This window comes from Streptomyces cadmiisoli (assembly GCF_003261055.1).
Lineage (GTDB): Bacteria > Actinomycetota > Actinomycetes > Streptomycetales > Streptomycetaceae > Streptomyces > Streptomyces cadmiisoli.
Map to the genome: position 1 here is coordinate 6,135,970 of NZ_CP030073.1, position 22,239 is coordinate 6,158,208.

General features: G+C 73.4%; 22 protein-coding genes. 11 read left to right on the plus strand and 11 right to left on the minus strand.

Going from position 1 to position 22,239, the window contains the following annotated elements:
* The first annotated feature begins 2 nt into the window (after positions 1–2).
* Positions 3–236, plus strand: a complete 234-nt coding sequence (locus DN051_RS26800) for a ferredoxin (protein ID WP_053758546.1) — start codon at positions 3–5, stop codon at positions 234–236.
* A 285-nt stretch (positions 237–521) separates the two neighbouring features.
* Here DN051_RS26800 and DN051_RS26805 read toward each other — a convergent pair whose 3' ends face one another.
* Positions 522–1,160 (minus strand): TetR family transcriptional regulator, encoded by a 639-nt coding sequence (locus DN051_RS26805; RefSeq protein ID WP_053758545.1) that lies wholly within the window; start codon positions 1,158–1,160, stop codon positions 522–524.
* Between the two features lie 220 nt (positions 1,161–1,380).
* Between DN051_RS26805 and DN051_RS26810 the strand changes: the two genes are divergently transcribed.
* From DN051_RS26810 to DN051_RS26820, 3 genes are read left to right on the plus strand one after another with little or no spacing between them, the layout of a single operon-like run.
* Positions 1,381–2,967 carry a glycosyltransferase family 4 protein gene (locus DN051_RS26810; RefSeq protein WP_053758544.1) on the plus strand — a complete coding sequence of 529 codons (1,587 nt, stop codon included), beginning with the start codon at positions 1,381–1,383 and terminating at the stop codon, positions 2,965–2,967.
* Entirely contained in the window at positions 2,961–3,731 is a 771-nt protein-coding gene (locus tag DN051_RS26815; protein WP_053758543.1) for a class I SAM-dependent methyltransferase, read from the plus strand. The genes DN051_RS26810 and DN051_RS26815 overlap by 7 nt, the downstream gene beginning before the upstream one ends.
* Positions 3,728–4,798 (plus strand): prenyltransferase/squalene oxidase repeat-containing protein, encoded by a 1,071-nt coding sequence (locus DN051_RS26820; RefSeq protein WP_053758542.1) that lies wholly within the window; start codon positions 3,728–3,730, stop codon positions 4,796–4,798. Before DN051_RS26815 ends, DN051_RS26820 begins: the two co-directional genes overlap by 4 nt.
* 16 nt (positions 4,799–4,814) lie before the next feature.
* On the opposite strand, the gene DN051_RS26825 is transcribed toward DN051_RS26820, so the two are convergent.
* The 6 genes from DN051_RS26825 to DN051_RS26850 all read right to left on the minus strand — a co-directional run bounded on the left by DN051_RS26825 (position 4,815) and on the right by DN051_RS26850 (position 10,829).
* Positions 4,815–5,111, minus strand: coding sequence for a hypothetical protein (locus DN051_RS26825; RefSeq protein ID WP_053758541.1), 297 nt, complete (start codon positions 5,109–5,111; stop codon positions 4,815–4,817).
* 78 nt (positions 5,112–5,189) lie between these two features.
* Positions 5,190–6,200 carry an LLM class F420-dependent oxidoreductase gene (locus DN051_RS26830; protein WP_053758540.1) on the minus strand — a complete coding sequence of 337 codons (1,011 nt, stop codon included), beginning with the start codon at positions 6,198–6,200 and terminating at the stop codon, positions 5,190–5,192.
* A 102-nt stretch (positions 6,201–6,302) separates the two neighbouring features.
* Entirely contained in the window at positions 6,303–7,112 is an 810-nt protein-coding gene (locus tag DN051_RS26835) for a DUF5336 domain-containing protein (protein WP_053758539.1), read from the minus strand.
* A gap of 155 nt (positions 7,113–7,267) precedes the next feature.
* Positions 7,268–8,248, minus strand: coding sequence for an N-acetylmuramoyl-L-alanine amidase (locus DN051_RS26840; protein WP_112439647.1), 981 nt, complete (start codon positions 8,246–8,248; stop codon positions 7,268–7,270).
* A 100-nt stretch (positions 8,249–8,348) separates the two neighbouring features.
* Complete coding sequence (locus tag DN051_RS26845; RefSeq protein WP_112439648.1) at positions 8,349–8,999, minus strand: class I SAM-dependent methyltransferase; 651 nt, start codon at positions 8,997–8,999, stop codon at positions 8,349–8,351.
* A 90-nt stretch (positions 9,000–9,089) separates the two neighbouring features.
* Positions 9,090–10,829, minus strand: coding sequence for an MFS transporter (locus tag DN051_RS26850; RefSeq protein ID WP_053758536.1), 1,740 nt, complete (start codon positions 10,827–10,829; stop codon positions 9,090–9,092).
* Between the two features lie 412 nt (positions 10,830–11,241).
* On the opposite strand from DN051_RS26850, the gene DN051_RS26855 reads away from it, so the two are divergent.
* From DN051_RS26855 to DN051_RS26870, 4 genes are all read left to right on the plus strand, one after another.
* A complete protein-coding gene (locus DN051_RS26855; RefSeq protein ID WP_053758626.1) occupies positions 11,242–12,660 on the plus strand; it encodes a DHA2 family efflux MFS transporter permease subunit in 1,419 nt (472 codons plus the stop codon).
* Between the two features lie 276 nt (positions 12,661–12,936).
* Positions 12,937–13,794: a MaoC/PaaZ C-terminal domain-containing protein gene (locus DN051_RS26860; RefSeq protein WP_112439649.1), complete on the plus strand. Its 858-nt coding sequence runs from the start codon at positions 12,937–12,939 to the stop codon at positions 13,792–13,794.
* 28 nt (positions 13,795–13,822) lie between these two features.
* Complete coding sequence (locus DN051_RS26865; protein ID WP_112439650.1) at positions 13,823–14,899, plus strand: Zn-dependent alcohol dehydrogenase; 1,077 nt, start codon at positions 13,823–13,825, stop codon at positions 14,897–14,899.
* 29 nt (positions 14,900–14,928) lie between these two features.
* A complete protein-coding gene (locus DN051_RS26870) occupies positions 14,929–15,888 on the plus strand; it encodes a 3-oxoacyl-ACP reductase (protein ID WP_112439651.1) in 960 nt (319 codons plus the stop codon).
* A gap of 57 nt (positions 15,889–15,945) precedes the next feature.
* Here DN051_RS26870 and DN051_RS45900 read toward each other — a convergent pair whose 3' ends face one another.
* Both DN051_RS45900 and DN051_RS26875 read right to left on the minus strand, forming a co-directional pair.
* Positions 15,946–16,104, minus strand: coding sequence for a hypothetical protein (locus tag DN051_RS45900; RefSeq protein WP_199314685.1), 159 nt, complete (start codon positions 16,102–16,104; stop codon positions 15,946–15,948).
* A 105-nt stretch (positions 16,105–16,209) separates the two neighbouring features.
* Complete coding sequence (locus tag DN051_RS26875; RefSeq protein WP_112439652.1) at positions 16,210–17,400, minus strand: hypothetical protein; 1,191 nt, start codon at positions 17,398–17,400, stop codon at positions 16,210–16,212.
* A gap of 187 nt (positions 17,401–17,587) precedes the next feature.
* Here DN051_RS26875 and DN051_RS26880 point away from each other — a divergent pair, with 187 nt between their 5' ends.
* The 3 genes from DN051_RS26880 to DN051_RS26890 are packed head-to-tail and all read left to right on the plus strand — an operon-like array spanning position 17,588 to position 20,634.
* Positions 17,588–18,445 (plus strand): Nif3-like dinuclear metal center hexameric protein, encoded by an 858-nt coding sequence (locus tag DN051_RS26880; RefSeq protein WP_053758531.1) that lies wholly within the window; start codon positions 17,588–17,590, stop codon positions 18,443–18,445.
* The gene (locus DN051_RS26885) at positions 18,442–19,185 is read left to right on the plus strand and encodes a zinc ribbon domain-containing protein (protein ID WP_053758625.1); all 744 of its coding nucleotides are present in this window, start codon (positions 18,442–18,444) and stop codon (positions 19,183–19,185) included. The genes DN051_RS26880 and DN051_RS26885 overlap by 4 nt, the downstream gene beginning before the upstream one ends.
* 12 nt (positions 19,186–19,197) lie before the next feature.
* Positions 19,198–20,634 carry a bifunctional RNase H/acid phosphatase gene (locus DN051_RS26890; RefSeq protein ID WP_112439653.1) on the plus strand — a complete coding sequence of 479 codons (1,437 nt, stop codon included), beginning with the start codon at positions 19,198–19,200 and terminating at the stop codon, positions 20,632–20,634.
* Here DN051_RS26890 and eda read toward each other — a convergent pair.
* Entirely contained in the window at positions 20,609–21,244 is a 636-nt protein-coding gene (gene eda, locus DN051_RS26895) for a bifunctional 4-hydroxy-2-oxoglutarate aldolase/2-dehydro-3-deoxy-phosphogluconate aldolase (protein WP_112442461.1), read from the minus strand. The two genes, DN051_RS26890 and eda, sit on opposite strands and share 26 nt — an antisense overlap.
* 186 nt (positions 21,245–21,430) lie before the next feature.
* A complete protein-coding gene (gene yaaA / locus DN051_RS26900; protein WP_053758529.1) occupies positions 21,431–22,213 on the minus strand; it encodes a peroxide stress protein YaaA in 783 nt (260 codons plus the stop codon).
* Positions 22,214–22,239 lie beyond the last annotated feature (26 nt).

The following is a 22,239-nucleotide window of genomic DNA, read 5'->3' on the forward strand; positions in this document are numbered from 1 at the left end:
GCATGGGCGACCGCTGGCAGGTCGAGGTCGACCGGTCCCTGTGCATCGGCTCCGCCCAGTGCCTCCACCACGCACCGGACGGCTTCCGTCTCGACGCGGGCCGCCAGTCCCATCCCGTCGATCCCGAGACGGACGCCAACGAGAAGATCCTCGCGGCGGCGGAGGGCTGCCCGGTGGAGGCGGTCACGATCAGCCTGCTGGGCAGCGGGGAGCCGGTGTTCCCGCCGGAGGAGTAGCGGCACGCTCCCCGGCGCGGGGAATCTCTCGATCCGGACAAAGAATCATCGATCGGGAGGTTCCATATCGGGCCGGGAGGATTACTCTGTTAATAGGCCTACGAGGCGAGTGAGGGAGTTCGACCGGAGTAGCCGACTTCTGCGAGAGACCCCGGTCTCCGCCGGGGCCGACGTCGACGGTCGGACTGAGAGGTCGGAAGGTCGTGGAAGTGCGACGACCGGAAGGCGACCCCTAGTCACCTGATCCGGGCAATGCCGGCGAAGGGAACCCGTCTCGTAGGTCGTTCACGTGTCCGTGGGGGACGTCAGGTCGATCAGCCGGCACACCGTCTCGATGTCGATCTTGACCTGGGCGATGGACGCGCGGCCCGACAGCCAGGTGATCAGCGCCGAGTGCCAGGTGTGCTCGATGACCCGCACGGCGGACAGCTGGGCCGGCGTCGGGTCGTCCAGTCCCATCGCGTCCAGGATGATCACCGTGGTCTGCCGGGAGACCTGGTCCACCTCCGGGCTCACGCTGCGGTCCGCGAAGGTCAGCGCCCGCACCATCGCGTCGGCCAGGTGGGGCTCGCGCTGAAGGGCGCGGAACGCGCGCATCAGGGTCTCCGCGACCCGCTCGGCCGCCGTCGCACCGGACGGCGGCTTCTTGCGCAGCGTGCCGTGCATGTGCTCCAACTGGTCCTGCATCGTGGCGACCAGCAGATGGACCTTGGAGGGGAAGTAGCGGTAGAGCGTGCCCAGCGCCACCTGGGAGGACTCCGCGACCTCCCGCATCTGCACCGCGTCGAAGCCGCCCCTGCTGGCCAGTTGCGCGCTCGCCCGCAGGATGCGGCGGCGGCGTGCCTCCTGCCGCTCCGTGAGGGGCGGGGTGCCGGGCGCGGCGGACCGCCCGCTGCTGACTTCCACCTTGGCTTGCGCTGGCATGGATCCCGTTTCCGTGACAATCCGTGAAGGCGTGCTACCCGTCAGCATGACAGGCCCGGCCGGATCGTGCGGCCGTGGCGTGAATCACCTGATCCACCCGTCACAGCGGCCCTACCTGCCGGTAGATTCAGAGCCTCTTGAACGATCAAGTCTGAAACTTGTTCTAGATTAGCGTCCCGGCGTAATCTCGCGGGACAGCGCAGGGAGAAGGGGGCCCAGAGTGACCGCTGAGGCCAGTCAGGCAGGGTCTCCCGAGGACCCGGCAGCCGACGGCGAGCGACCGCTCCGCATCGCGCTCCTCACGTACAAGGGAAACCCGTTCTGCGGCGGCCAGGGCGTCTACGTACGCCATCTGTCACGCGAACTCGCCCGCCTCGGCCACCGCATCGAGGTCATCGGCGCCCAGCCCTACCCCGTCCTCGACGAGGGCCACGGCCGACTGAGCCTGACCGAGCTGCCCAGCCTCGACCTGTACCGCCAGCCCGACCCCTTCCGCACCCCCGCGCGCGACGAGTACCGCGACTGGATCGACGCCGCCGAGGTCGCCACCATGTGGACCGGCGGCTTCCCCGAGCCGCTCACCTTCTCGCTGCGCGCCCGCCGCCATCTGCGCGCCCGGCGCGGCGACTTCGACGTCGTGCACGACAACCAGACCCTCGGCTACGGCCTGTTGGGCGACGTGGGCGCGCCCCTGGTCACCACCATCCACCACCCCATCACCGTCGACCGCCGGCTGGAGCTGGAGGCGGCCGAGAGCCGGCAGCGACGGCTGTCGGTGCGGCGCTGGTACGCCTTCACCCGTATGCAGAAGCGCGTCGCACGCCGGCTGCCGTCCGTCCTGACCGTCTCCGGCACCTCCCGCCAGGAGATCGTCGACGACCTCGGTGTGCGCGCCGACCGGGTCCACGTCGTCCACATCGGCGCCGACACCGACCTGTTCTCGCCGGATCCGTCGGTGGCGCGGATCCCGGGCCGGATCGTCACCACCTCCAGCGCCGACGTGCCGCTCAAGGGCCTGGTCTTCCTGGTCGAGGCGCTGGCGAAGGTGCGCACCGAGCAGCCCGAGGCCCATCTCGTCGTCGTCGGCAAGCGGCCCGAGGAGGGCCCGGTCGCCCAGGCGATGCGGCGCTACGGCCTCGAAGGCGCCGTCGAGTTCGTCAAGGGCATCTCCGACGCCGAACTCGTCGACCTGGTGCGCTCGGCCCAGGTGGCGTGCGTACCGTCGCTGTACGAGGGCTTCTCACTGCCCGCCGCTGAGGCGATGGCCACCGGGACGCCGCTGGTCGCCACGACCGGCGGCGCCATCCCCGAGGTCGCCGGACCGGACGGGGAGACGTGCCTGGCGGTGCCGCCCGGCGACGCGGGCGCGCTGGCCGCCGGCCTGAGCCGCCTGCTGGGCGACGCGGACCTGCGCGCGCGCCTCGGCGCGGCCGGACGCGAGCGGGTGCTGCGGCACTTCACCTGGGCGCGGGCCGCCGAGGGCACCGTGGCCCGCTACCGGGAGGCCGTCGCCGGCTCCGGCGCCCCTGTCCGCCCGGAACGGCCCGGCCCGGTCAGCGGCCGCGCCCCGGCTCGCCCGGAGGCTCCGGCCCGCACGGCGGCGGCTCAGGCGGAGGCCCGCCCGGACGCTTCGTCACCGGCCCGTGCCGGCAGTTCGGCTCCGGCCGGTACCGGGGCCACTGAAGCTCCGGTATCGCGTTCCGGGGCACCGGCACCCACCGGCTCCGCGCGCACCGCTCCCGGCCTTACCGCGCCCGCAGAAGTTGTTGACGTTGTATCCGACCGCGAAAGCAGGGCCACGTGCTGACCGTCGACTTCTCCCGGTTCCCGCTCGCCCCGGGCGACCGCGTCCTGGACCTCGGCTGCGGCGCGGGCCGGCACGCGTTCGAGTGCTACCGGCGCGGCGCCCGGGTCGTGGCGCTCGACCGGAACGGTGAGGAGATCCGCGAGGTCGCCCGGTGGTTCGCGGCGATGAAGGAGGCCGGGGAGGCCCCCGAGGGCGCCACCGCGACCGCGATGGAAGGCGACGCGCTCGCGCTGCCCTTCCCCGACGAGTCCTTCGACGTCGTCATCATCTCCGAGGTCATGGAGCACATCCCGGACGACAAGGGTGTGCTCGCCGAGATGGTCCGGGTGCTCAAGCCCGGCGGACGCATCGCGATCACCGTGCCCCGGCACGGCCCCGAGAAGATCTGCTGGGCCCTGTCCGACGCCTACCACGAGGTCGAGGGCGGCCACATCCGCATCTACAGGGCGGACGAACTGCTGGCGCGGATACGCGAGGCCGGCCTCAGGCCCTACGGCAGCCACCACGCGCACGCCCTGCACTCGCCGTACTGGTGGCTGAAGTGCGCGTTCGGCGTCGACAACGACAAGGCCCTGCCGGTGCGCGCGTACCACAAGCTGCTGGTCTGGGACATCATGAAGAAGCCGCTGGCCACCCGGATCGCCGAGCAGGCGCTGAACCCGCTGATCGGCAAGAGCTTCGTGGCGTACGCGACCAAGCCCCACCTGCCCCGGCTCGCCGAGTCCGGCGCGCCCGCGAACTCCCCCGAGGCGGCCGCCAAGTGACCACCCCGCGGACGGAACACCTCGTCCTGCCCGGGGTCCTCACCGCCGAGCAGGCCGCCGCGACCGTCGCCGGCATCCTCGCCGTGCAGCGCGAGGACGGGGCGATCCCCTGGTTCCGCGGGCACCACCTCGACCCGTGGGACCACGTCGAGGCCGCGATGGCGCTGGACGCTGCGGGCGAGCACGAGGCCGCCGAGCGGGCCTACCTGTGGCTGGCGGCCCACCAGAACGAGGACGGCTCCTGGTACGCGGCGTACGCCGACGGCGACCCGCAGGACGTCACCGACCGCGGCCGGGAGACCAACTTCGTCGCCTACGTCGCCGTGGGCGTCTGGCACCACTACCTCGCCACCGGCGACGACACGTTCCTGGACCGCATGTGGCCGGTCGTGTACGCGGCGGTCGAGTTCGTGCTCGTCCTGCAGCAGGCGGGCGGGCAGATCGGCTGGCGGCGCGACGACGACGGCACGCCCACCGCGGACGCGCTGCTGACCGGCAGCTCCTCCGTCCACCACGCGCTGCGCTGCGCGCTCGCCATCGCCGAACAGCGTGAGGAGCCGCAACCGGACTGGGAGTTGGCCGTCGGCACACTGCGGCACGCGATACGCCGGCACCCCGAGCGGTTCCTCGACAAGGACCGCTACTCCATGGACTGGTACTACCCGGTGCTCGGCGGCGCGCTCACGGGCGCGGAGGCCAAGTCCCGTGTGGAGGACGGCTGGGACCGCTTCGTCGTCCCCGGCCTCGGGGTGCGCTGCGTGGTGCCCAACCCGTGGGTGACCGGCGGTGAGTCGGCCGAACTCGCTCTGGCCCTGTGGGTGATGGGCGAGTCCGACCGTGCGCTGGACGTCCTCCAGTCGATCCAGCACCTGCGCGATCCGCGGACCGGCCTGTACTGGACGGGCTACGTCTTCGAGGACGACGCCGTCTGGCCGCGCGAGCTGACCACCTGGACGGCCGGCTCACTGCTGCTCGCCGTCGCGGCGCTCGGCGGACACGAGGCCACCTGCGCGGTGTTCGGCGGCGAGCAGCTGCCGCGGGGGCTCGACCCGGACTGCTGCGACTGACCGCCCCGGCGGGCGCTCAGGTCCTGCTGTGCAGCCGGCCCGCGACGGCGTGCCCCACGAACAGGTAGACCACCGCGGCCAGACCGTAGCCCGCGACGACGCGCGCCCACGCCTCGTCGAAGGTGAACAGGTCGTGCGACCAGCCCGCCAGCCAGCGCGCGACGTCGTGCACGAACTGCACGAAGTCGTTGCCGGGGTTGGCGTCCAGCAGGTACATCAGGATCCACAGGCCCAGGATGAGGGCCATGACGTCGGCGACGATCGCTATGACCGTGCCGGCCTGGTTTGCACCGTTGCGATTTCGAGGGGACATGCACTACGGATTGCCGCTCGCGCCCGCCTGAAACCCGGGCTCCCGCCGGCCGCGCCCCGCCATCGGGACCGGCGGGGTCTAGGAGTTCAGTTCCGCGAGCACCCGCAGCGTGTGCGGATCGGGGGTCAGGACCAGCAGGTCGGTCACCGGGCCCTCGCGCCACAACTCCAGCCGCCGGGCGATGCGTTCACGCGGGCCCACCAGTGAGATCTCGTCGGCGAACGCGTCCGGCACGGCCAGCACCGCCTCCTCGCGCCGCCCCGCGAGGAACAGCTCCTGGATCCGCCGCGCCTCCTCCTCGTACCCCATGCGCGCCATCAGATCGGCGTGGAAGTTGCGCTTGGCGTGTCCCATCCCGCCGATGTAGAAGCCGAGCATCGCCTTCACCGGCAGCAGCCCCTCGGTGACGTCCGCGCAGACCCGGGCCCGTGCCATCGGCGCGACCAGGAAGCCCTCGGGCGCGCCCGCCAGGGAGGGTTCGTACACCTCGGTCCGCAGCGGCGACCAGTACAGCGGCAGCCAGCCGTCGGCGATCCGCGCGGTTTGCGCGATGTTCTTCGGCCCCTCCGCCCCCAGCAGCACGGGCAGGTCGGGGCGGAGCGGATGCGTGATGGACTTCAGCGGCCTGCCCAGCCCGGTGCCGTCCGCACCCCGGTAGGGAAGCGGGTGGAAGCGCCCGTCGAGCTCCACCGGCGCGCCGCGCCGCAGCACCTGCCGCACCACGTCGACGTACTCCCGGGTCGCGGTGAGCGGCGAGGACGGGAACGGCCGTCCGTACCAGCCCTCCACCACCTGCGGCCCCGACAGCCCGAGCCCGAGCATCGTCCGGCCGCCGGAGAGGTGGTCGAGGGTGAGCGCGTGCATGGCGGTGGCGGTCGGCGAGCGGGCCGCCATCTGGGCCACCGCCGTGCCCAGCCTGATGGTCGACGTGTGGGCGGCGATCCAGGTGAGCGGGGTGAAGGCGTCCGAACCCCATGACTCAGCCGTCCACACGGAGTGGTACCCGAGCCGCTCGGCCTCCTGCGCCAGCGCCACCTGGTCGGCGGAGGGGCCGCGGCCCCAGTAGCCGAGGGCGAGTCCGAGCCGCATGCCGCCTCCCACTGTCTGACGTAGTGTCAGTTTCGGGCTGCGACTGTACGACAACGGCCCCCCGCCCGGAAGGGCGAGGGGCCGCGCGGACCGAGTGCGCGATCAGCCGCGCTGGATGCCGCTGGTGTCCTGCAGCACACCGCGGCGGCCGTCCTGCGTCTGCGCGACCAGCGCGGCACCGCGCTGCTCGACGGCCAGATACCAGGTGCCCGGCGCCAGTTCGGCGATCGGCGACGGGGAGCCGTCCTCCGCGAACAGCGGACGCGGCACCGGCACCGCGAACCAGAACGGGGAGAACTCCCCGGCCGGCGCCTGCGGTTGGGGCTGCTGCGGCTGACCACCGAACGGCTGGCCCGGCTGCTGCCCGCCGAAGGAGGGCGGCTGCTGCGCGCCCGGGTAGCCGTAACCACCCTGCGGCTGACCGCCGTAGGGCTGCGGCGCGGCGGGGCGCGGCGCGGGGACGAGGCCCGCCTTGAGGGCCGGGACCAGCGGGGTGGCGACAGCCGCGGCGGCCATGACGAGGGTGGCGATGAGCGCGAGGATCAGGCCCGTGCCCGCGCCGAGGCTGTCGGTGAAGCCGCCTTCGCCGTCGAAACCGCCCGCCGGGTCGAAGATGTTGCCCAGCGCGCTCCAGGCGGCGAAGACCGTGAAGGCCACGCCGAACTGGCCGAGGTCGAGACCGGCGACCTGGCGCGGCTGGGGCAGCGCCCGGGCCGCGACGACGAGCGCGGCGCCGATGATGCCCGCCAGCACGACAGAGAGCACGACCGGCCCGCTGCCCCACAGGCTGGGGATGTCGGCGCTGTCCGGAGCACCGTCGATCGAGTAGAGGTCGAGGAACGACGCGATGAACAGCAACACCGCTGCTCCGAGCACCACGCCGTCGCCTCTAGTGAGGGAGCGGATATTCACTTCAGGTCCTTCGTAGGTCGTCTCGTCGTCGGTAGAGGCGTCGCTGTCACCATGTCGCCGTAAGGCCCCGGTGTGAAGCGCGGGGGTGGCCCCTCATCGTAGGGACCCTACCGCCCGGACGATCTCGCTGTCCGCAGCGAACGACCCACCGATCACTACCCGCGCAGGAAACTCACGATTCCCTCAGAGATCCCTTGCGCCGCCTTCTGCCTCCAGGCGCCGCCGGCCAGCAGTGCCGCGTCCTTGCTATCGCGCATGTTGCCGCACTCGATGAACACCTTGGGAACCGTTGACAGATTGAGACCGCCGAGGTCCTTGCGTGTGACGAGACCGGTGCCGCCGCCCACGTAGTTGGAGGGCGCGCTGCCGGTGACGCGCAGGAAGTTGCCCGCGATGCGCTCGCCGAGGTCGCGGGACGGCCCGACGATCGGACGGGTGTCGGCGGCGCCCTGGTGGACGGCGGCGGGGAGGATCACGTGGTAGCCGCGGTTCCCGGCGGCGGAGCCGTCCGCGTGGATGGACACGACGGCGTCGGCCTTCGCGGTGTTGCCGATCCGAGCCCGCTCGTCGATGCAGGGCCCGAACGGCCGGTCGCCGTCGTGGGTCAGCTTCACCGTGGCGCCCTGCTGCTCCAGCAGCGTCCGCAGCCGGTGGGCGACGTCCAGGGTGAACTTGGCCTCCGTGTAACCGGCGTTGGTGGACGTGCCGGTCGTGTCGCACTCCTTCAGGCCCGTGCCGATGTCCACCTTGCGGTTGATGTCGGCCGTGTGCTGGAAGTTGCCCGCGTTGTGGCCGGGGTCGATCACGACCACCTTGCCCTTGAGCGGCGCGGGGGCGCCCGGGGCCGCGGACGTGCCGGGCTTGTCGGCGGACCGGGAAGCGGTCGGAGCGGCGGTCGAGGAGGCGCTCGGGGAACCGGCCGAAGGGGAGGGCGAGGACGGGTCCGCGCCCGTCGGGGCGGGGGCCGCCTGCCCGGCCGGTCCGCCCGAGCCCTCGGAGCCGCCCACCGCCTCGTACACCAGCCACCCCAGCAGGGCACCGGGCACGAGGGCCGCCGCGGCGACGGTCAGCGCCGCGCGACGGGAGCGGCGCGGACGGGACTGGAGGGCATCGAATTCGGGGCCTCGGTACGACACGCCTGCCACCCTAGCGGCCGCCCGCGCCGCGCCGCGGACACGCGCGGCCCGAAGGGCGCCGACGTGCGCCGGATGGCCGAAGGGCCGGTGCGAGCGAGGCTCAGATGCCGGGGCCGGTGCGCCGCAGCACCCGCAGCGAGCCGGTCGCCGAGACCTCCGTGAAGGCACCGGAGGCGAGTGCCCGCAGGTACACGCGGTAGGGGGCCTGACCGGTGAACTCGTCCAGCGGGTCGGGGAAGACGTCGTGGATGACCAGCAGCCCGCCGTCGGCCACGTGCGGGGCCCAGCCCTCGTAGTCGGCGTTCGCGTGCTCGTCGGTGTGGCCGCCGTCGACGAAGACCAGGCCGAGCGGACCGGCCCACACCTTCGCGATCTGCGGCGAGCGTCCGACCAGGGCCACCACGTGCTCCTCCAGACCCGCCCGGAACAGGGTGCGGCGGAAGGCGGGCAGCGTGTCCATCAGGCCGATCTGCGGGTCGACCGTGTCCGGGTCGTGGTAGTCCCAGCCCGGCTGCTGCTCCTCGCTGCCGCGGTGGTGGTCGACGGTGAGCGCGCTCACCCCGGCGGCGCGGGCCGCGTCGGCGAGCAGGACCGTGGAGCGGCCGCAGTAGGTGCCGACCTCCAGCAGCGGCAGCCCGAGCCGTCCGGCGTCGACGGCCGCCGTGTACAGCGCGAGCCCCTCGTCCACGGGCATGAACCCCTTCGCGATCTCGAACGCGGCCAGGATCTCCGGCTCGGGCGCCGCGGTCATGGGGGTCCTCTCGGTCGTACGGGTGGCTCGGCGGCCCATGCTGCCGTACCCCCCGCCGGCCGGGCGACGGGGGGTACGGCGGGGGAGGGCTCAGGCGGTGACCGGCTCGCCCGGCAGGGACAGGTCCCGGTCGACCGGGCGGTCGTCGCCGGAGTGGGACACCGAGGAGGCGAGGGGGTGGTGGCCCGGCGCCGTCGCGGCGAGGACGTAGGCGCCCTCGGCGGGGACGGCGAGCGCGTAGCTGCCGTCGGCGGCGGACACGGCCGTGCCCGCGTGGCGGCCCCGGCGGTCGATCAGGGTGACCCGGGCGCGGGCGACCGGGCTGCCGTCGGGGGCCAGGACCCGGCCGCGGAATCCGCGCAGCGCCGGCTCGGCGAGCTCCGGAACGCCGGCCTCGGATCCGGCGGCCGGCAGCGGCGCCGTCTGCTGCCGGGGCTGCCGGGGCAGGCACAGGGCCAGCGCCAGACCGATGGCGACGGCGGCCGTGGCGATCAGGAACGAGACGCGGAAGCCCTGCATCGTCGGGATCTCGACGCCGCCCACGGTGTCCGAGGTGTTCGCCAGCACCATGCCGATGACGGCGCTGGAGACCGAGGTGCCGATCGACCGCATCAGTGTGTTGAGGCCGTTCGCCGCGCCCGTCTCGGAGGCGGGAACGGCGCCGATGATCAGCGCGGGGAGGGAGGAGTAGGCCAGACCGATGCCGGCGCCCAGGACCACCGAGACGACCAGGGTCTGCCAGGCGGCGCTCAGCAGGAACTGCCCGGCGCCGTAGCCGATGCCGATCACCAGCAGGCCGAGGATCAGCGTGGTCTTCGGGCCGTACTTCGCCGAGAGGCGGGCGTAGACCGGGGCGGTGAACATCATCGTCAGGCCGAGCGGCGCGACCAGCAGGCCCGCGACGACCATCGACTGGCCGAGGCCGTAGCCGGTGGCGGAGGGCAGCTGGAGCAGCTGGGGCAGGACGAGCGAGACGACGAAGAACGAGACGCCGACCATGATCGAGGCGAGGTTGGTGAACAGGACCGCGGGCCGGGCCGTGGTCCGCAGGTCCACCAGCGGGGCCCGCAACCGCAGTTCCATCGCACCCCACAGCAGGAGGACGACGACCGAGGCGGCGAACAGACCGAGCGTGGTGCCGGAGGTCCAGCCCCAGTCGCTGCCCTTGGTGATCGGCAGCAGGAACAGGACGAGACCGGCGGACAGGCCGAGCGCGCCCGGCAGGTCGAAGGAGCCCTCGGCGCGCACCGGGGACTCGGGTACGAGCAGGAGCGTGGCGGCTATGGACAGCACGCCGAGGCCCGCCGCGCCGTAGAAGAGGGTGTGCCAGTCGGCGTACTGCGCGACCAGGGCCGCGGCGGGCAGCGCCAGTCCGCCGCCGACGCCGATCGAGGAGCTCATCAGCCCCATCGCCGAGCCGAGCCGCTCGCGCGGCAGGGTGTCGCGCATCAGACCGATGCCGAGGGGGATCGCGCCCATCGCGAAGCCCTGGAGCGCGCGCCCGGCGATCATCGGCAGCAGCTCGCTGGTCAGTGCGCTGACCAGGGCCCCGACCACCATCACGGCGAGGCTGGCGATCAGCATGCGCCGCTTGCCGTACAGGTCGCCGAGCCGGCCCATGATCGGGGTGGCCACGGCGCCGGAGAGCAGGGTCGAGGTGAGGACCCAGGTCGCGTTGCTGGGTTCCGTGTCCAGCAGCTGCGGCAGGTCCTTGATGACCGGGACGAGCAGGGTCTGCATCACCGCGACCACGATGCCCGCGAAGGCGAGGACGGGGACGACGCCCCCGCCTGCTCTCCGGGCGGGCTGGTCGGTCGACGTGAGCGTCATGGAATGAGGCCTCCAGGCCTGAAGTGCGGAAGGACCGTACGGAACGGAACGAGGGATACGTGCAGTCCGAACCCGTGCGCCCGGGCAACTATTCCGATGCTTCAGTCGACTAACGACTTCTTGACCTGGTCATGGATTTCTGGCGCACCGTCACCCGGGACGGGCTCGAAAGTTTCGGACACCTGAGACGGGCCGCCTCTGGGCGGCGGCCCATACTTTCACGGGGCGCCGGGCCGGTCTCCGGGCCCCTGCCGACGGGCAGCCCGAGGCCGCAATGCGGGCATCGCGGCGAAATGTTCGGATCGCGCCGACCGGGCCGTTCCCCGCCGCGTCGCCTACGTCGTGGGACCGAGGTGCCGTAAGGCCAAATCCCGATGGCGGTGGCGTCGCGTTGGTTGAGAGCATGACACGCATGCTCAGAGCCGCAGCGGACTCCCGCCTGACCCGTCGCAGCACTCCCTCGACCTGGCTGGTGGTGGCACTGGCCTGCGCCGGGCAGTTCCTCGTGGTGCTCGACGTGTCGGTCGTGAACGTCGCGCTGCCGTCGATGCGCGCCGACCTCCACATGAGCGGCTCGGGACTGCAGTGGGTGGTGAACGCCTACGCGATCGCCTTCGCCGGGTTCATGCTGCTCGGCGGGCGGGCCGGAGACCTCTACGGCCGCAAGCGGATGTTCCTGGTCGGGCTCGCCCTGTTCACCCTGGCCTCGCTGGCCGGCGGACTGGCCCGGGAGGGCTGGGAACTGCTCGCCGCCCGTGCCGCGCAGGGACTGGGCGCGGCCGTGCTGGCGCCCTCGACCCTGACGATCCTGACGGCCGCCGTCCCGGAGGGCGGCGCGCGGGCCCGGGCCATCGCGACCTGGACGGCGGTCGGTGCGGGCGGCGGCGCCGCGGGCGGGCTCGTCGGCGGACTGCTGGTCGACGGTCTGTCGTGGCGCTGGGTGCTGCTGATCAACGTGCCCATCGGCGCGGTCGTCCTGCTCGGCGCGCTGCGACTGCTGCCGGAGAGCCGGGCCGGCGACCGGCGCCGGCTGGACCTGCCGGGCGCGCTGCTGGTCACCTCGGGGCTCGGCGCGCTGGCGTACGGCATCTCGCAGACCGAGGCCGCGGGGTGGACGGCGGCGGTGACACTGGTGCCGCTGATCGCGGGACTCGTCCTGATCGGACTGTTCCTGTGGGTCGAGGCGCGGACGGCCGCCCCGCTGATGCCGCTCGCGCTGTTCGGCCGGCGGGCGGTGTCGTCGGCGAACGCGGCGATGTTCGTCTGCGGCTCCGCCATGTTCTGCATGTGGTACTTCATGACCCTGTACGCGCAGAACGTGCTCGGCTACAGCCCCCTGGAAGCCGGCCTCGCCCTGGTCCCCAGCTCGCTCGCGGTCGTCGGCGGCTCCAAGCTCGCACCGCGGCTGATGCGGATCGCGGGCGAGCGGAACGTGGCGGTGCTGGGTACCGCGGTGGCCGTGGCGGGCTTCGCCTGGCAGTCGACGATCACCTCCGACGGGGCGTACCTCACGGCGATCATGTTCCCGGGGATCCTGATGATGCTGGGCGCGGGACTCGCCGCCACACCGCTGGCCGCGCTGGCCACGTCGGGGGCGCCGGCGGGGGAGGCCGGGCTGGTCTCCGGGCTGATCAACACCTCGCGCACGATGGGCGGCTCGCTGGGGCTCGCGGTGATGTCCACGATCGCGGCGGCCCGCACCCGGGGCAGCGCGGATCCCGTGGCGCTGACCGAGGGGTACGCGCTGGCGTTTCGCGCGAGCGCGCTGGTGCTGGGCGCCGGGGCGGTGCTGATGGCGGTGTGGCTGCCGCGCAGGACGAAGACGCTGTGACCGCCTCGCGGCAGGGGAGGGAGGCCTTCGGTCTCCCGGCCGTGCGGCGAGGCCCCTCGGTCTTCCCCGGGTCGGCCGTCCCGCGGTGCGGTGAGCGTCCCCGCACCTCGAACTGACGCAGTGTCAGGAGCCTTCACAAGTGTGGTGGGCTCGGCTATACAGGGGGCGCCGGACTGGAACGCGTTCTAGAACGGCGCCGTGACGGCCTCGGTGCGGCCGACGGTGCGGACGGCCGTACCGAGGTCTCCCACAGACACACCGGCGATCAGGAGCCCCATGCCCATCGACGCAGTCAAGGCACTCGCCGCCGAACCCCGGTCCGGCCAGATCACCTGGACCCCCAAGGACGTCCTGCTCTACCACCTCGGCATCGGCGCCGGCGCCCCCGCGACCGACCCGGACGAGCTGCGCTACACCCTGGAGACGAACCTGCACGTCCTGCCGAGCTTCGCCACCGTCGCGGGCGCCGGCGCACCCGGCGTGATCAGCAGCCTGTCGATTCCCGGCGTCGAGGTCGAACTCTCCCGCGTGCTGCACGGCGGCCAGTCACTGGAGATCCACCGCCCCCTTCCCGTCCAGGGCACCGCCACCGCCACCGGCCGTATCGCCGCCGTCTACGACAAGGGCAAGGCCGCCGTCCTCGTCATGCGCACCGAGGTCGCCGACGCCGACGGCCCGCTGTGGACCAACGACTCCCAGATCTTCCTGCGGGGAGAGGGCGGCTGGGGCGGCGACCGCGGACCCTCGGCGCGCCTGGAGCCGCCGGCCGGCGGGCCGGACCGGACCGTCGAACGGCGCCTGCGCGACGACCAGGCCCTCCTGTACCGCCTGTCCGGCGACTGGAACCCGCTGCACGCCGATCCCGAGTTCGCCGAAGTCGCCGGGTACGAGCGGCCGATCCTGCACGGACTGTGCACCTACGGCACGACGCTCAAGGCGGTCGTGGACACCCTGCTCGGCGGGGACGTGACCCGGGTGCGCTCCTACACGACGCGGTTCGCCGGGGTCGTGTACCCCGGCGAGACCCTGCGCATCCGCATGTGGCGGCAGGAGGGGGCCGTCCGGGTCGCGGTGAGCGCGGTGGAGCGCGACGACGCGCCCGTGCTCGCCGACACCATCGTCCAGCACTCGTGAGGCAAGAGATTCCGAGGGGAGCCGCACCATGCGCGCAGCCGTACTGCACGAGATCGGCCAGGACAAGCTGGAGATCCTCGACGACGTCGAGGCGGCGGGCTTCGGCCCCGGCAAGGTGAGGATCCGGGTACGCGCCACGGGGCTGTGCCACTCGGACCTGTCCGCGATGAACGGGGTGCTGCCGCAGCCGGCGCCGTTCGTGCCCGGACACGAGGGCGCGGGCGAGATCATCGAGGTCGGCGAGGGCGTCACCGGACTGAAGGCCGGCGACCGGGTCGTGGTGTGCTGGCTGCCCGCCTGCGGCGCCTGTCCCGCCTGCCGCCGCGGCCAGAGCGAGCTGTGCCTGGCCGGGTTCATGAACGCCGGCACCCCCAACTACAAACGCCCCGGCCAGGACGTCTTCGGGTTCGCCGGCACCGGAACCTTCGCCGAGGAGGTCGTCGTCGACGCCGGCTGCGCCGTGCCGATCCCCGACGACGTGCCCTTCGACATCGCCGCCCTGATCGGCTGCGGCGTCACCACCGGGCTGGGCGCCGCCCTCAACACCGCCGACGTGGCGGCGGGTTCGTCCGTCGCCGTCCTCGGCTGCGGCGGCGTCGGCATCTCCGTGATCCAGGGCGCGCGGCTGCGCGGCGCCGCCGAGATCGTCGCCGTCGACCCGATAGCGGCCCGCCGCGACGCCGCCCTCGGCTTCGGCGCGACCCGCGCCGTCGCCCCCGACGAACTGCCCGACGCCAAACAGCAGCTCACCGGCGGCGAGGGCTTCGACTACGTCTTCGAGGTCGTCGGCCGGTCCGCCACCGCCCGCACCGCCTACGACAACACCCGCCGCGGCGGCACCCTGGTCGTCGTCGGGGCCGGCGCCATGGACGACTTCCTCCAGCTCAACATGTTCGAGCTGTTCTTCGACGAGAAGCGGATCCTGCCCTCGATGTACGGCGGCGGGGACGTCCTGCGCTCCTACGAGCGCACCATCGCCCTGTGGCGGGCCGGCCGGATCGACCTGGCCGGGCTGATCACCCACCGGGTGCCGCTCGCCGAGATCAACGAGGCCCTCGACCAGATGCGCACCGGCACCGCGCTGCGCACCTGCATCGAGATCTGACCCCCGCCCCCGCGCACCCGAGGACACGCATGTCACTGCCACTGGACGGACTGACCGCGATCGTCACCGGCGCCGGACGCGGGCTCGGCCGGGCCGAGGCGCTGGAACTCGCCCGGCTCGGCGCCGCCGTCGTCGTCAACGACTTCGGGCAGCCCGGCCGGGACGGCACGGGCGAGGCCGACGCCGGGCCCGCCGAGGAGACCGCCGCCGAGATCCGCGCCGCCGGCGGCACCGCCCTCGCCCACACCGGTGACGTCGCCGACCACGAACAGGCGCGGCGGCTGGTCGCGTCGGCCGTCGACACGTTCGGCAGGCTGGACATCCTGGTCAACAACGCGGGCATCCTGCGCGACCGCATGGTCTTCTCCATGACGGAGGACGAGTGGGACTCGGTGATCCGGGTGCACCTCAAGGGCCACTTCAACACCACCCGCTTCGCCGCCGCGCACTGGCGGGAGCGCGCCAAGGCGGCGGGCGGGCCGGTGTACGGGCGGATCGTGAACACCTCCTCGGAGGCGTTCCTCGCGGGCTCCGCCGGACAGCCCAACTACGCGGCGGCCAAGGGCGGCATCGTCGGCCTGACCACCTCCACCGCACACGCCCTCGCCAAGTACGGCGTCACGGCGAACACCATCTGCCCGCGCGCCCGCACGAGGATGACCGAGGACGTCTTCGCGGGCGTGGCGGGCCAGGACCGCACGGGGCTCGACCCGCTGGCCCCCGAGCACGTCGCGCCGCTGGTCGGCTATCTCGCCTCGCCGGCCGCCGCCCGGATCAACGGGCAACTGCTCGTCGTCCACGGCGGCATGGTCGCCGTCGTCGAACGGCCCCGGCTGGGCGCGAAGTTCGACAGCAAGCAGGACACCTTCACGTACGACGAACTCGACGCGCTGCTCACCGCGCACTACGCCGACCGCCCCCGCGGCGAGACCTTCGCGGCGGTGGAGGTGCTGGGGCTGCGCCGCGCAGAACCGGCCGGGAACGTATGACGGCCCCGTTCACCGACGCGGTGAACGGGGCCGTCGCCCCCGGATACTGAAATACCGTCAGGCAGCGGTCCGGGACTGCTGCTCGGCCGGCTTGCGATGCCGTCCGCGGGGAGCCGCCTCGGTGTCGTGCGTCGAGTCCGGACCCCGGTGCCGGCCGTGGCCGGCGGGCTCCTGGACGTCGGTGGGCAGCGGCTGGGACGTGCTGGCGTCGTTCATCGGTAGAAATTCACCCCGTCAACATGATCTTTCAAACAGCCGGGCGAGTTTAACCGGGACACCTCGGGTCGAATCCAGGCGCACACGCCGACCGGCACTACTTTGTTATTCATTCGCCATACGCCCGGCCAGCGGCGCCTGCTGCAACGGCACCGGACGCGACGCGGCGGGTTCCGGAGGATCCGGTTCCGACGGCTCCGCGCAGGCGTGAGCCGCGCCGTCCGGGACCGGATCCTCCGGGCTCGTGTCCCCCGTGCCGGGTGCCTCCCGGGGCACCGCCCACTGCGCCACCCCGCACGGCACCTCCTCCGTGGCGTACGGCAGCCGCAACACCCCGTCGGCCGTCCACAGCCCCGCGCCCGGCAACCACCCCTCGGGTGCCGGGAGATGACGCACCCGCCGGTCCGCGGGCCGCCACACCCCGATCCAACTGCCCTCCGGCCCGCCGATGCGCAGCCCCACCCCGCAGCTCTCCGGCGTCAGCACCTGACCGGGCTGGATGGCGAACGGCGAGATCGCGCAGGCGCCCGGCGCCCGCAGGCACTCGGGAAAGCGCACCGGCAGCGTGCTGCCCATCACTCCCCAGCCCAGCCGGCCGCCCTCCCCGGGACAGGGCGCGTCCGAGCTGATGAGCAGCAGACCGCTGTCCGGGTCGGCGAGCAGCAGCCGGTCGTCGCTGTCGGCGGCGATCTGCAGCAGCGGCGACACCTCACCGCCCAGGCCCAGGTCCACCACGACCGCCTTGGTCCGGCCGCCGGTCTCGCGGTCCAGGGCCAGCATCCGCCCCGTCCGGTCCAGCCACACCCCGCCGGAGCAGCGCCCGGGGATCTCGGCCAGCCGCTCCGGCCCGAAGGCGCCGCCCGCCACCAGCCACAGCGTCGTGGCGCGCGGGCCGACATCGAGGGCGTAGACCCGGTCGCCGCCGGGCGCGGGCGGCAGCAGCCGCAGCCGGGACTCCTCGCCCCCGCTCTCGACCGCGCCGAGCGGCAGTTCGCCGGTGCCAGGCCCGGTCGGGTACAGCAGCGAGAAGGCGTGCCGCCCGTCGGCGAAACGGCGGATCAGCACCCGCCCGTCGCTCAACGGCTGCACCTCGGTGCCGGGCTCCTCCGGCTGGTTGCCGGGCAGCGGCACCGCGTACGGCTCGGGTCCGTCCAGCGTCCAGCGCTCCGGGAACCACGAGTCGCCGCTGCGGGCGAGGCGTGCGGCGTACGAGCCGTCCCTCGTGATCACGCACCCCGCCGGATCGGACCAGTCGTCGTGCCGGTCCGCGGCGGGCTCGGTCGCACAGGCCGTCATCGTTCGGTCACCTCCGGCGACGAAGCTAGTTTTCGCACGCACAGACGTGGGACCCGCCGGAGACCGCTTCACACGTAAGGGTGGCCGGATCGCGGTTCACCTGAGGGAACGGGGACGACTGTGCTGTACGGGGCACCGGTGGCGGTATCGGTGCGGGCGCGCCGAACAGCCAGGTAGCCTGTTCCTCGTGCCCCGTCTGTCTGAAGTCGTCTTCGCGCTGGAGAACCTGTGGCCCGCCGAGCGGGCCGAGGCCTGGGACGCGGTCGGCACCGTCGTGGGCGACCCCTACCAGGAGGTCACCCGGGTCCTGTTCGCCGTCGACCCGGTGCGGGAGACCGTCGACGAGGCGGTGAAACTGGGCGCCGACCTGCTGGTCACCCACCACCCGCTCTACCTGCGCGGTACGACGACGGTCGCGGCGAGCCACTTCAAGGGCCGCCTCGTGCACACCCTCATCAAGAACGACATCGCGCTGCACGTCGCCCACACCAACGCCGACACCGCCGACCCCGGAGTCAGCGACGCCCTCGCCGGCGCCCTCGACCTGCGGATCCTCGGACCCCTGGTGCCGGACACGAGCGACCCCGACGGCCGCCGCGGCCTCGGGCGGATCTGCGAGCTCGACCACCCCGTCACCGCCCGCGAGTTCGCGGCCCGCGCCGCCGAACGCCTGCCCGCCACCACCCAGGGCATCCGGCTGGCCGGCGACCCCGAGGCGCTCGTCCGCCGGGTCGCCGTCAGCGGCGGCTCCGGCGACAGCCTCTTCGACCATCTGCTCCCGGCCGGTGTCGACGCGTTCCTCACCGCGGACCTGCGCCACCACCCGGCGTCCGAGTTCATCGCCGGCACCCACCGTCCCCTCGCGCTGCTCGACGCGGCACACTGGGCCACCGAATGGCCCTGGTGCCAGCTGGCCGCCGCCCAGCTCGACGAGATCTCCGACCGCCACGGCTGGGACCTGCGCGTCCACGTCTCCACGGCGGTCACCGACCCCTGGACCGCCCACGCGGCCTCACCCGATTCGACAGCAGGAGCCCCCAACTGAACGCCGCGCCCGCCGACCAGATCCGACTCCTCGACGTCCAGGGCCTAGACGTCCGCCTCCAGCAGTTGGCGCACCGGCGGAAGTCGCTGCCCGAGCACGCCGAGATCGAGTCGCTGACCCGGGACCTCACCCAGCTGCGCGACCTGCTCGTGGCCGCGCAGACCGAGGAGAGCGACTGCGCCCGCGAGCAGACCAAGGCCGAGCAGGACGTCGACCAGGTCCGCCAGCGTGCCGCCCGCGACCAGCAGCGCCTCGACTCCGGCGCCGTCACCTCCCCGAAGGACCTGGAGAACCTCCAGCGCGAGATCGCCTCCCTCGCCAAGCGGCAGGGCGACCTGGAGGACGTCGTCCTGGAGGTCATGGAGCGCCGGGAGTCCGCGCAGGAGCGGGTCTCCGAGCTGTCCGAGCGGGTCGGCTCCGTCCAGTCGAAGACCGACGACTCCACCGCCCGCCGGGACGCCGCCTTCGAGGAGATCGACGGCGAGACGGCTTCCGTGACCAAGGAGCGCGAGGTCGTCGCCGCTTCCGTCCCCGCGGACCTGCTCAAGCTCTACGACAAGCTGCGCGGGCAGCAGGGCGGCATCGGCGCGGCCAAGCTCTACCAGCGCACCTGCCAGGGTTGCCGCCAGGAGCTGGCGATCACCGAGCTCAGTGAGATCCGCAAGGCCGCCCCCGACACCGTGGTGCGCTGCGAGAACTGCCGCCGCATCCTGGTGCGCACGTCCGAGTCTGGCCTGTAAGGGGCGGACGGCGTGCGGGAGTTCATCGTCGAGGCGGACGGCGGATCCCGGGGCAACCCGGGCCCCGCGGGCTACGGCGCCGTGGTGCTCGACGGCCCCACCGGGCAGACGCTGGCGCGGACCGCTGAATACCTCGGCACCGCGACCAACAACGTCGCCGAGTACCGCGGCCTGGTGGCCGGCCTGCGCGCCGCCCACGCCCTCGACCCCGCCGCCGGGGTGCATGTGCGGATGGACTCCAAGCTCGTCGTCGAGCAGATGTCGGGCCGCTGGAAGATCAAGCACCCGGACCTGAAGCCGCTGGCGGCCGAGGCGGCCCGGATCTTCCCGCCCGGCCGCGTGACGTACGAGTGGATTCCGCGGGAGCGGAACAAGCAGGCGGACCGCCTCGCCAACGAGGCGATGGACGCCGGGGCCCGGGGCGAGCAGTGGACCCCCTCGGCGACCCCGCCGGCCGCCGCCCCCGAGCCGTCCGGCCCGCCCGGCGACGCCGCGGCGGGCGCGGCCCGCGTCCGCGCGGCCCTCGCGGACCGTGCCCCGGAGCAGGAACGCGGGGCGGGGTCCGCCGGTGCGGGCACGCGTGGTGCTGCGGGCACGTCCGGTGCTGCGGTCCGGTCCGCCGGTGCGGGTGCTGACGCCCGGCCGGCTGCCGAGAGCGCTGCCGCCTCGTCCGCCGGTGCCGGTGACGGTTCGGACGCTGTCGCCGGTTCCGGCGCTGTCGCCGCGGGCGCTTCGGACGCCGGCCGTGCGAAGGCCGAGGCCGATCTGCGTGCCGCGCGTACCGTCGCGACGCCCGGCGTCGGCTGGGGTGCCGCCGCTGATCTCGGCGCTCCCGCCACCTTCGTCCTGCTCCGGCACGGCGAGACCCCGCTGACCCCCCAGAAGCGCTTCTCGGGCAGCGGCGGCACCGACCCCTCCCTGTCCGACGCCGGCCGGGAGCAGGCCGCACGGGTCGCCGAGGCGCTGGCCGCACGCGGGACGATCCAGGCGATCGTGGCCTCACCCCTCGCCCGGACCCGTGAGACCGCCGGTGTCGTCGCCGCCCGCCTCGGTCTCGAGGTGAGCATCGAGGAAGGGCTGCGGGAGACCGACTTCGGGGCCTGGGAAGGGCTCACCTTCGCCGAGGCGCGCGAGCGCCACCCCGACGACCTGAACGCGTGGCTTGCCTCGCCGGAGGCCGAACCGACCGGCGGCGGCGAGAGTTTCGCGGCGACCGCCACCCGGATCGCCGCCACGCGGGACAAGCTGGTCGCGGCGTACGCGGGCCGTACGGTGCTGCTGGTCACGCACGTCACCCCGATCAAGACCTTCGTGCGACTGGCGCTGGGCGCCCCGCCCGAGTCCCTGTTCCGGATGGAACTGTCGGCCGCCTCCCTGTCGGCGGTGGCGTACTACGCCGACGGCAACGCCAGCGTCCGGCTCCTCAACGACACGTCCCATCTGCGCTGAGCCCGGCCGCCTCACGGGCCAGTTCCTCGATCCGGCCCCAGTCCCCGGCCGCCACCGCGTCCGGCGGCACCATCCAACTGCCTCCCACACAGCCGACGTTGGGCAGCGCCAGATACTCCGGTGCCGAACCGAGCCCGATCCCGCCGGTGGGGCAGAACCGCGCCTGCGGCAGCGGCCCGGCGAGCGACCTCAGATACGCCGTGCCGCCCGCGGCCTGCGCGGGGAAGAACTTCATCTCCCGCACCCCGCGCTCCAGCAGCGCCACCACCTCCGACGTGGTCGACACCCCCGGCAGGAACGGCAGCCCGCAGGCCCGCATCGCCTCCAGCAGCGCGTCGGTCCAGCCGGGACTCACCAGGAAGCGCGCGCCCGCGGCCACCGACTCCGTCACCTGGGCGGGCGTGATGACGGTTCCCGCCCCGACCACCGCGTCCGGCACCTGGTCGGCGATCGCCCGGATCGCCTCCGGCGCGGCCGGCGTCCGCAGGGTCACCTCGATCGCCGGCAGCCCCCCGGCGACCAGCGCACGGGCCAGCGGCACGGCGTCCGCGACGTCCTGGACGACGACCACGGGGACGACGGGGGCAAGGTCGAGAACAGAGTCGGTCATGACCGTCATGGTGCCCGCGGCATGCAGGGTGCGCAATGAGCGTTGCGCACCCTGCAACGGGCGATGGGAAGGGGAACCGCGGGAGGGAACCCGGCAAGGGGAACGGGGGAGGGGCGACGGGGGAGGGGCGACGGGGCAGGGGCGACGGGGGGCGACGGGGATGGGCCGGGTGGTCCGGCCCTCCGCTCAGTGGATCTCGTCGACCAGTACGTCCAGCGCCCACGCCGTGCCCGACCGCGCCGGCGCCTGGGCCTCCACCTCGTACCCCAGGTCCCGCAGGGCCTCGACCAGCTCGGCCGGGCCCTTCGGCGCCGCCCCGGACGACAGCAGGCTGCGGACGATCCGCCCCTTCGTCGCCTTGTTGAAGTGGCTGACCACCTTCCGGGTCGGCGCGTGCAGCACCCGTACGGTCGCCGTCCGCCCGGCGGTCTCGCCCTTCGGTTTCCACGCCGCCGCGTACGCGCTCGACCGCAGGTCCAGGACCAGCCCGCCGCCGGCCGCCTCGGCCATCGCGTCCGCCATCGGCGCCCGCCAGTGCGCGCCCAGCGCCCCGAGCGCCGGCAGCCGCACACCCATCGAGCAGCGGTAGGAGGGGATCCGGTCGGTGACGCGCACGGCGCCCCACAAGCCCGAGAAGACCAGCAGGGAGCGGGTGGCCCGCCGCTTCGCGGCCGGGTCGAGGGAGGCCAGGTCCAGGGCGTCGTACAGCACACCCGTGTAGATCTCCCCGGCGGGCCGCACCCCCGCGGTGCGCAGCTCGGTGTTCTTCGCGACCTCGCCGCGCAGCCCCTCGCTCAGCCCCAGCACCTCGCGGGCCTTGCCCTCGTCCCCGGCGCACAGCTCGACCAGTTCGGCGAGCACCGCCTCGCGGGCTCCGGTCAGCTCCGGAAGCGACAGCGACTCCAGCTTCAGCGGGGCACCCCGGCCGGAGGAGGCCTTCCCCTCCGAGGGCGGCAGCAGGACCAGCACGCGAACTCCTTCGATAGAACCCGTCG

What these genes read in the sequence shown, in the direction of transcription:
- DN051_RS26875 (WP_112439652.1), bottom strand. Translation starts at nt 17,400, where the DNA reads ATGACGGCCTGTGCGACCGAGCCCGCCGCGGACCGGCACGACGACTGG.
- DN051_RS26830 (WP_053758540.1), bottom strand. Translation starts at nt 6,200, where the DNA reads ATGCGGCTCGGACTCGCCCTCGGCTACTGGGGCCGCGGCCCCTCCGCC.
- DN051_RS45900 (WP_199314685.1), bottom strand. Translation starts at nt 16,104, where the DNA reads ATGAACGACGCCAGCACGTCCCAGCCGCTGCCCACCGACGTCCAGGAG.
- DN051_RS26860 (WP_112439649.1), top strand. Translation starts at nt 12,937, where the DNA reads ATGCCCATCGACGCAGTCAAGGCACTCGCCGCCGAACCCCGGTCCGGC.
- DN051_RS26850 (WP_053758536.1), bottom strand. Translation starts at nt 10,829, where the DNA reads ATGACGCTCACGTCGACCGACCAGCCCGCCCGGAGAGCAGGCGGGGGC.
- DN051_RS26805 (WP_053758545.1), bottom strand. Translation starts at nt 1,160, where the DNA reads ATGCCAGCGCAAGCCAAGGTGGAAGTCAGCAGCGGGCGGTCCGCCGCG.
- DN051_RS26845 (WP_112439648.1), bottom strand. Translation starts at nt 8,999, where the DNA reads ATGACCGCGGCGCCCGAGCCGGAGATCCTGGCCGCGTTCGAGATCGCG.
- DN051_RS26865 (WP_112439650.1), top strand. Translation starts at nt 13,823, where the DNA reads ATGCGCGCAGCCGTACTGCACGAGATCGGCCAGGACAAGCTGGAGATC.
- DN051_RS26870 (WP_112439651.1), top strand. Translation starts at nt 14,929, where the DNA reads ATGTCACTGCCACTGGACGGACTGACCGCGATCGTCACCGGCGCCGGA.
- DN051_RS26825 (WP_053758541.1), bottom strand. Translation starts at nt 5,111, where the DNA reads ATGTCCCCTCGAAATCGCAACGGTGCAAACCAGGCCGGCACGGTCATA.
- DN051_RS26800 (WP_053758546.1), top strand. Translation starts at nt 3, where the DNA reads ATGGGCGACCGCTGGCAGGTCGAGGTCGACCGGTCCCTGTGCATCGGC.
- DN051_RS26855 (WP_053758626.1), top strand. Translation starts at nt 11,242, where the DNA reads ATGCTCAGAGCCGCAGCGGACTCCCGCCTGACCCGTCGCAGCACTCCC.
- eda (WP_112442461.1), bottom strand. Translation starts at nt 21,244, where the DNA reads ATGACCGACTCTGTTCTCGACCTTGCCCCCGTCGTCCCCGTGGTCGTC.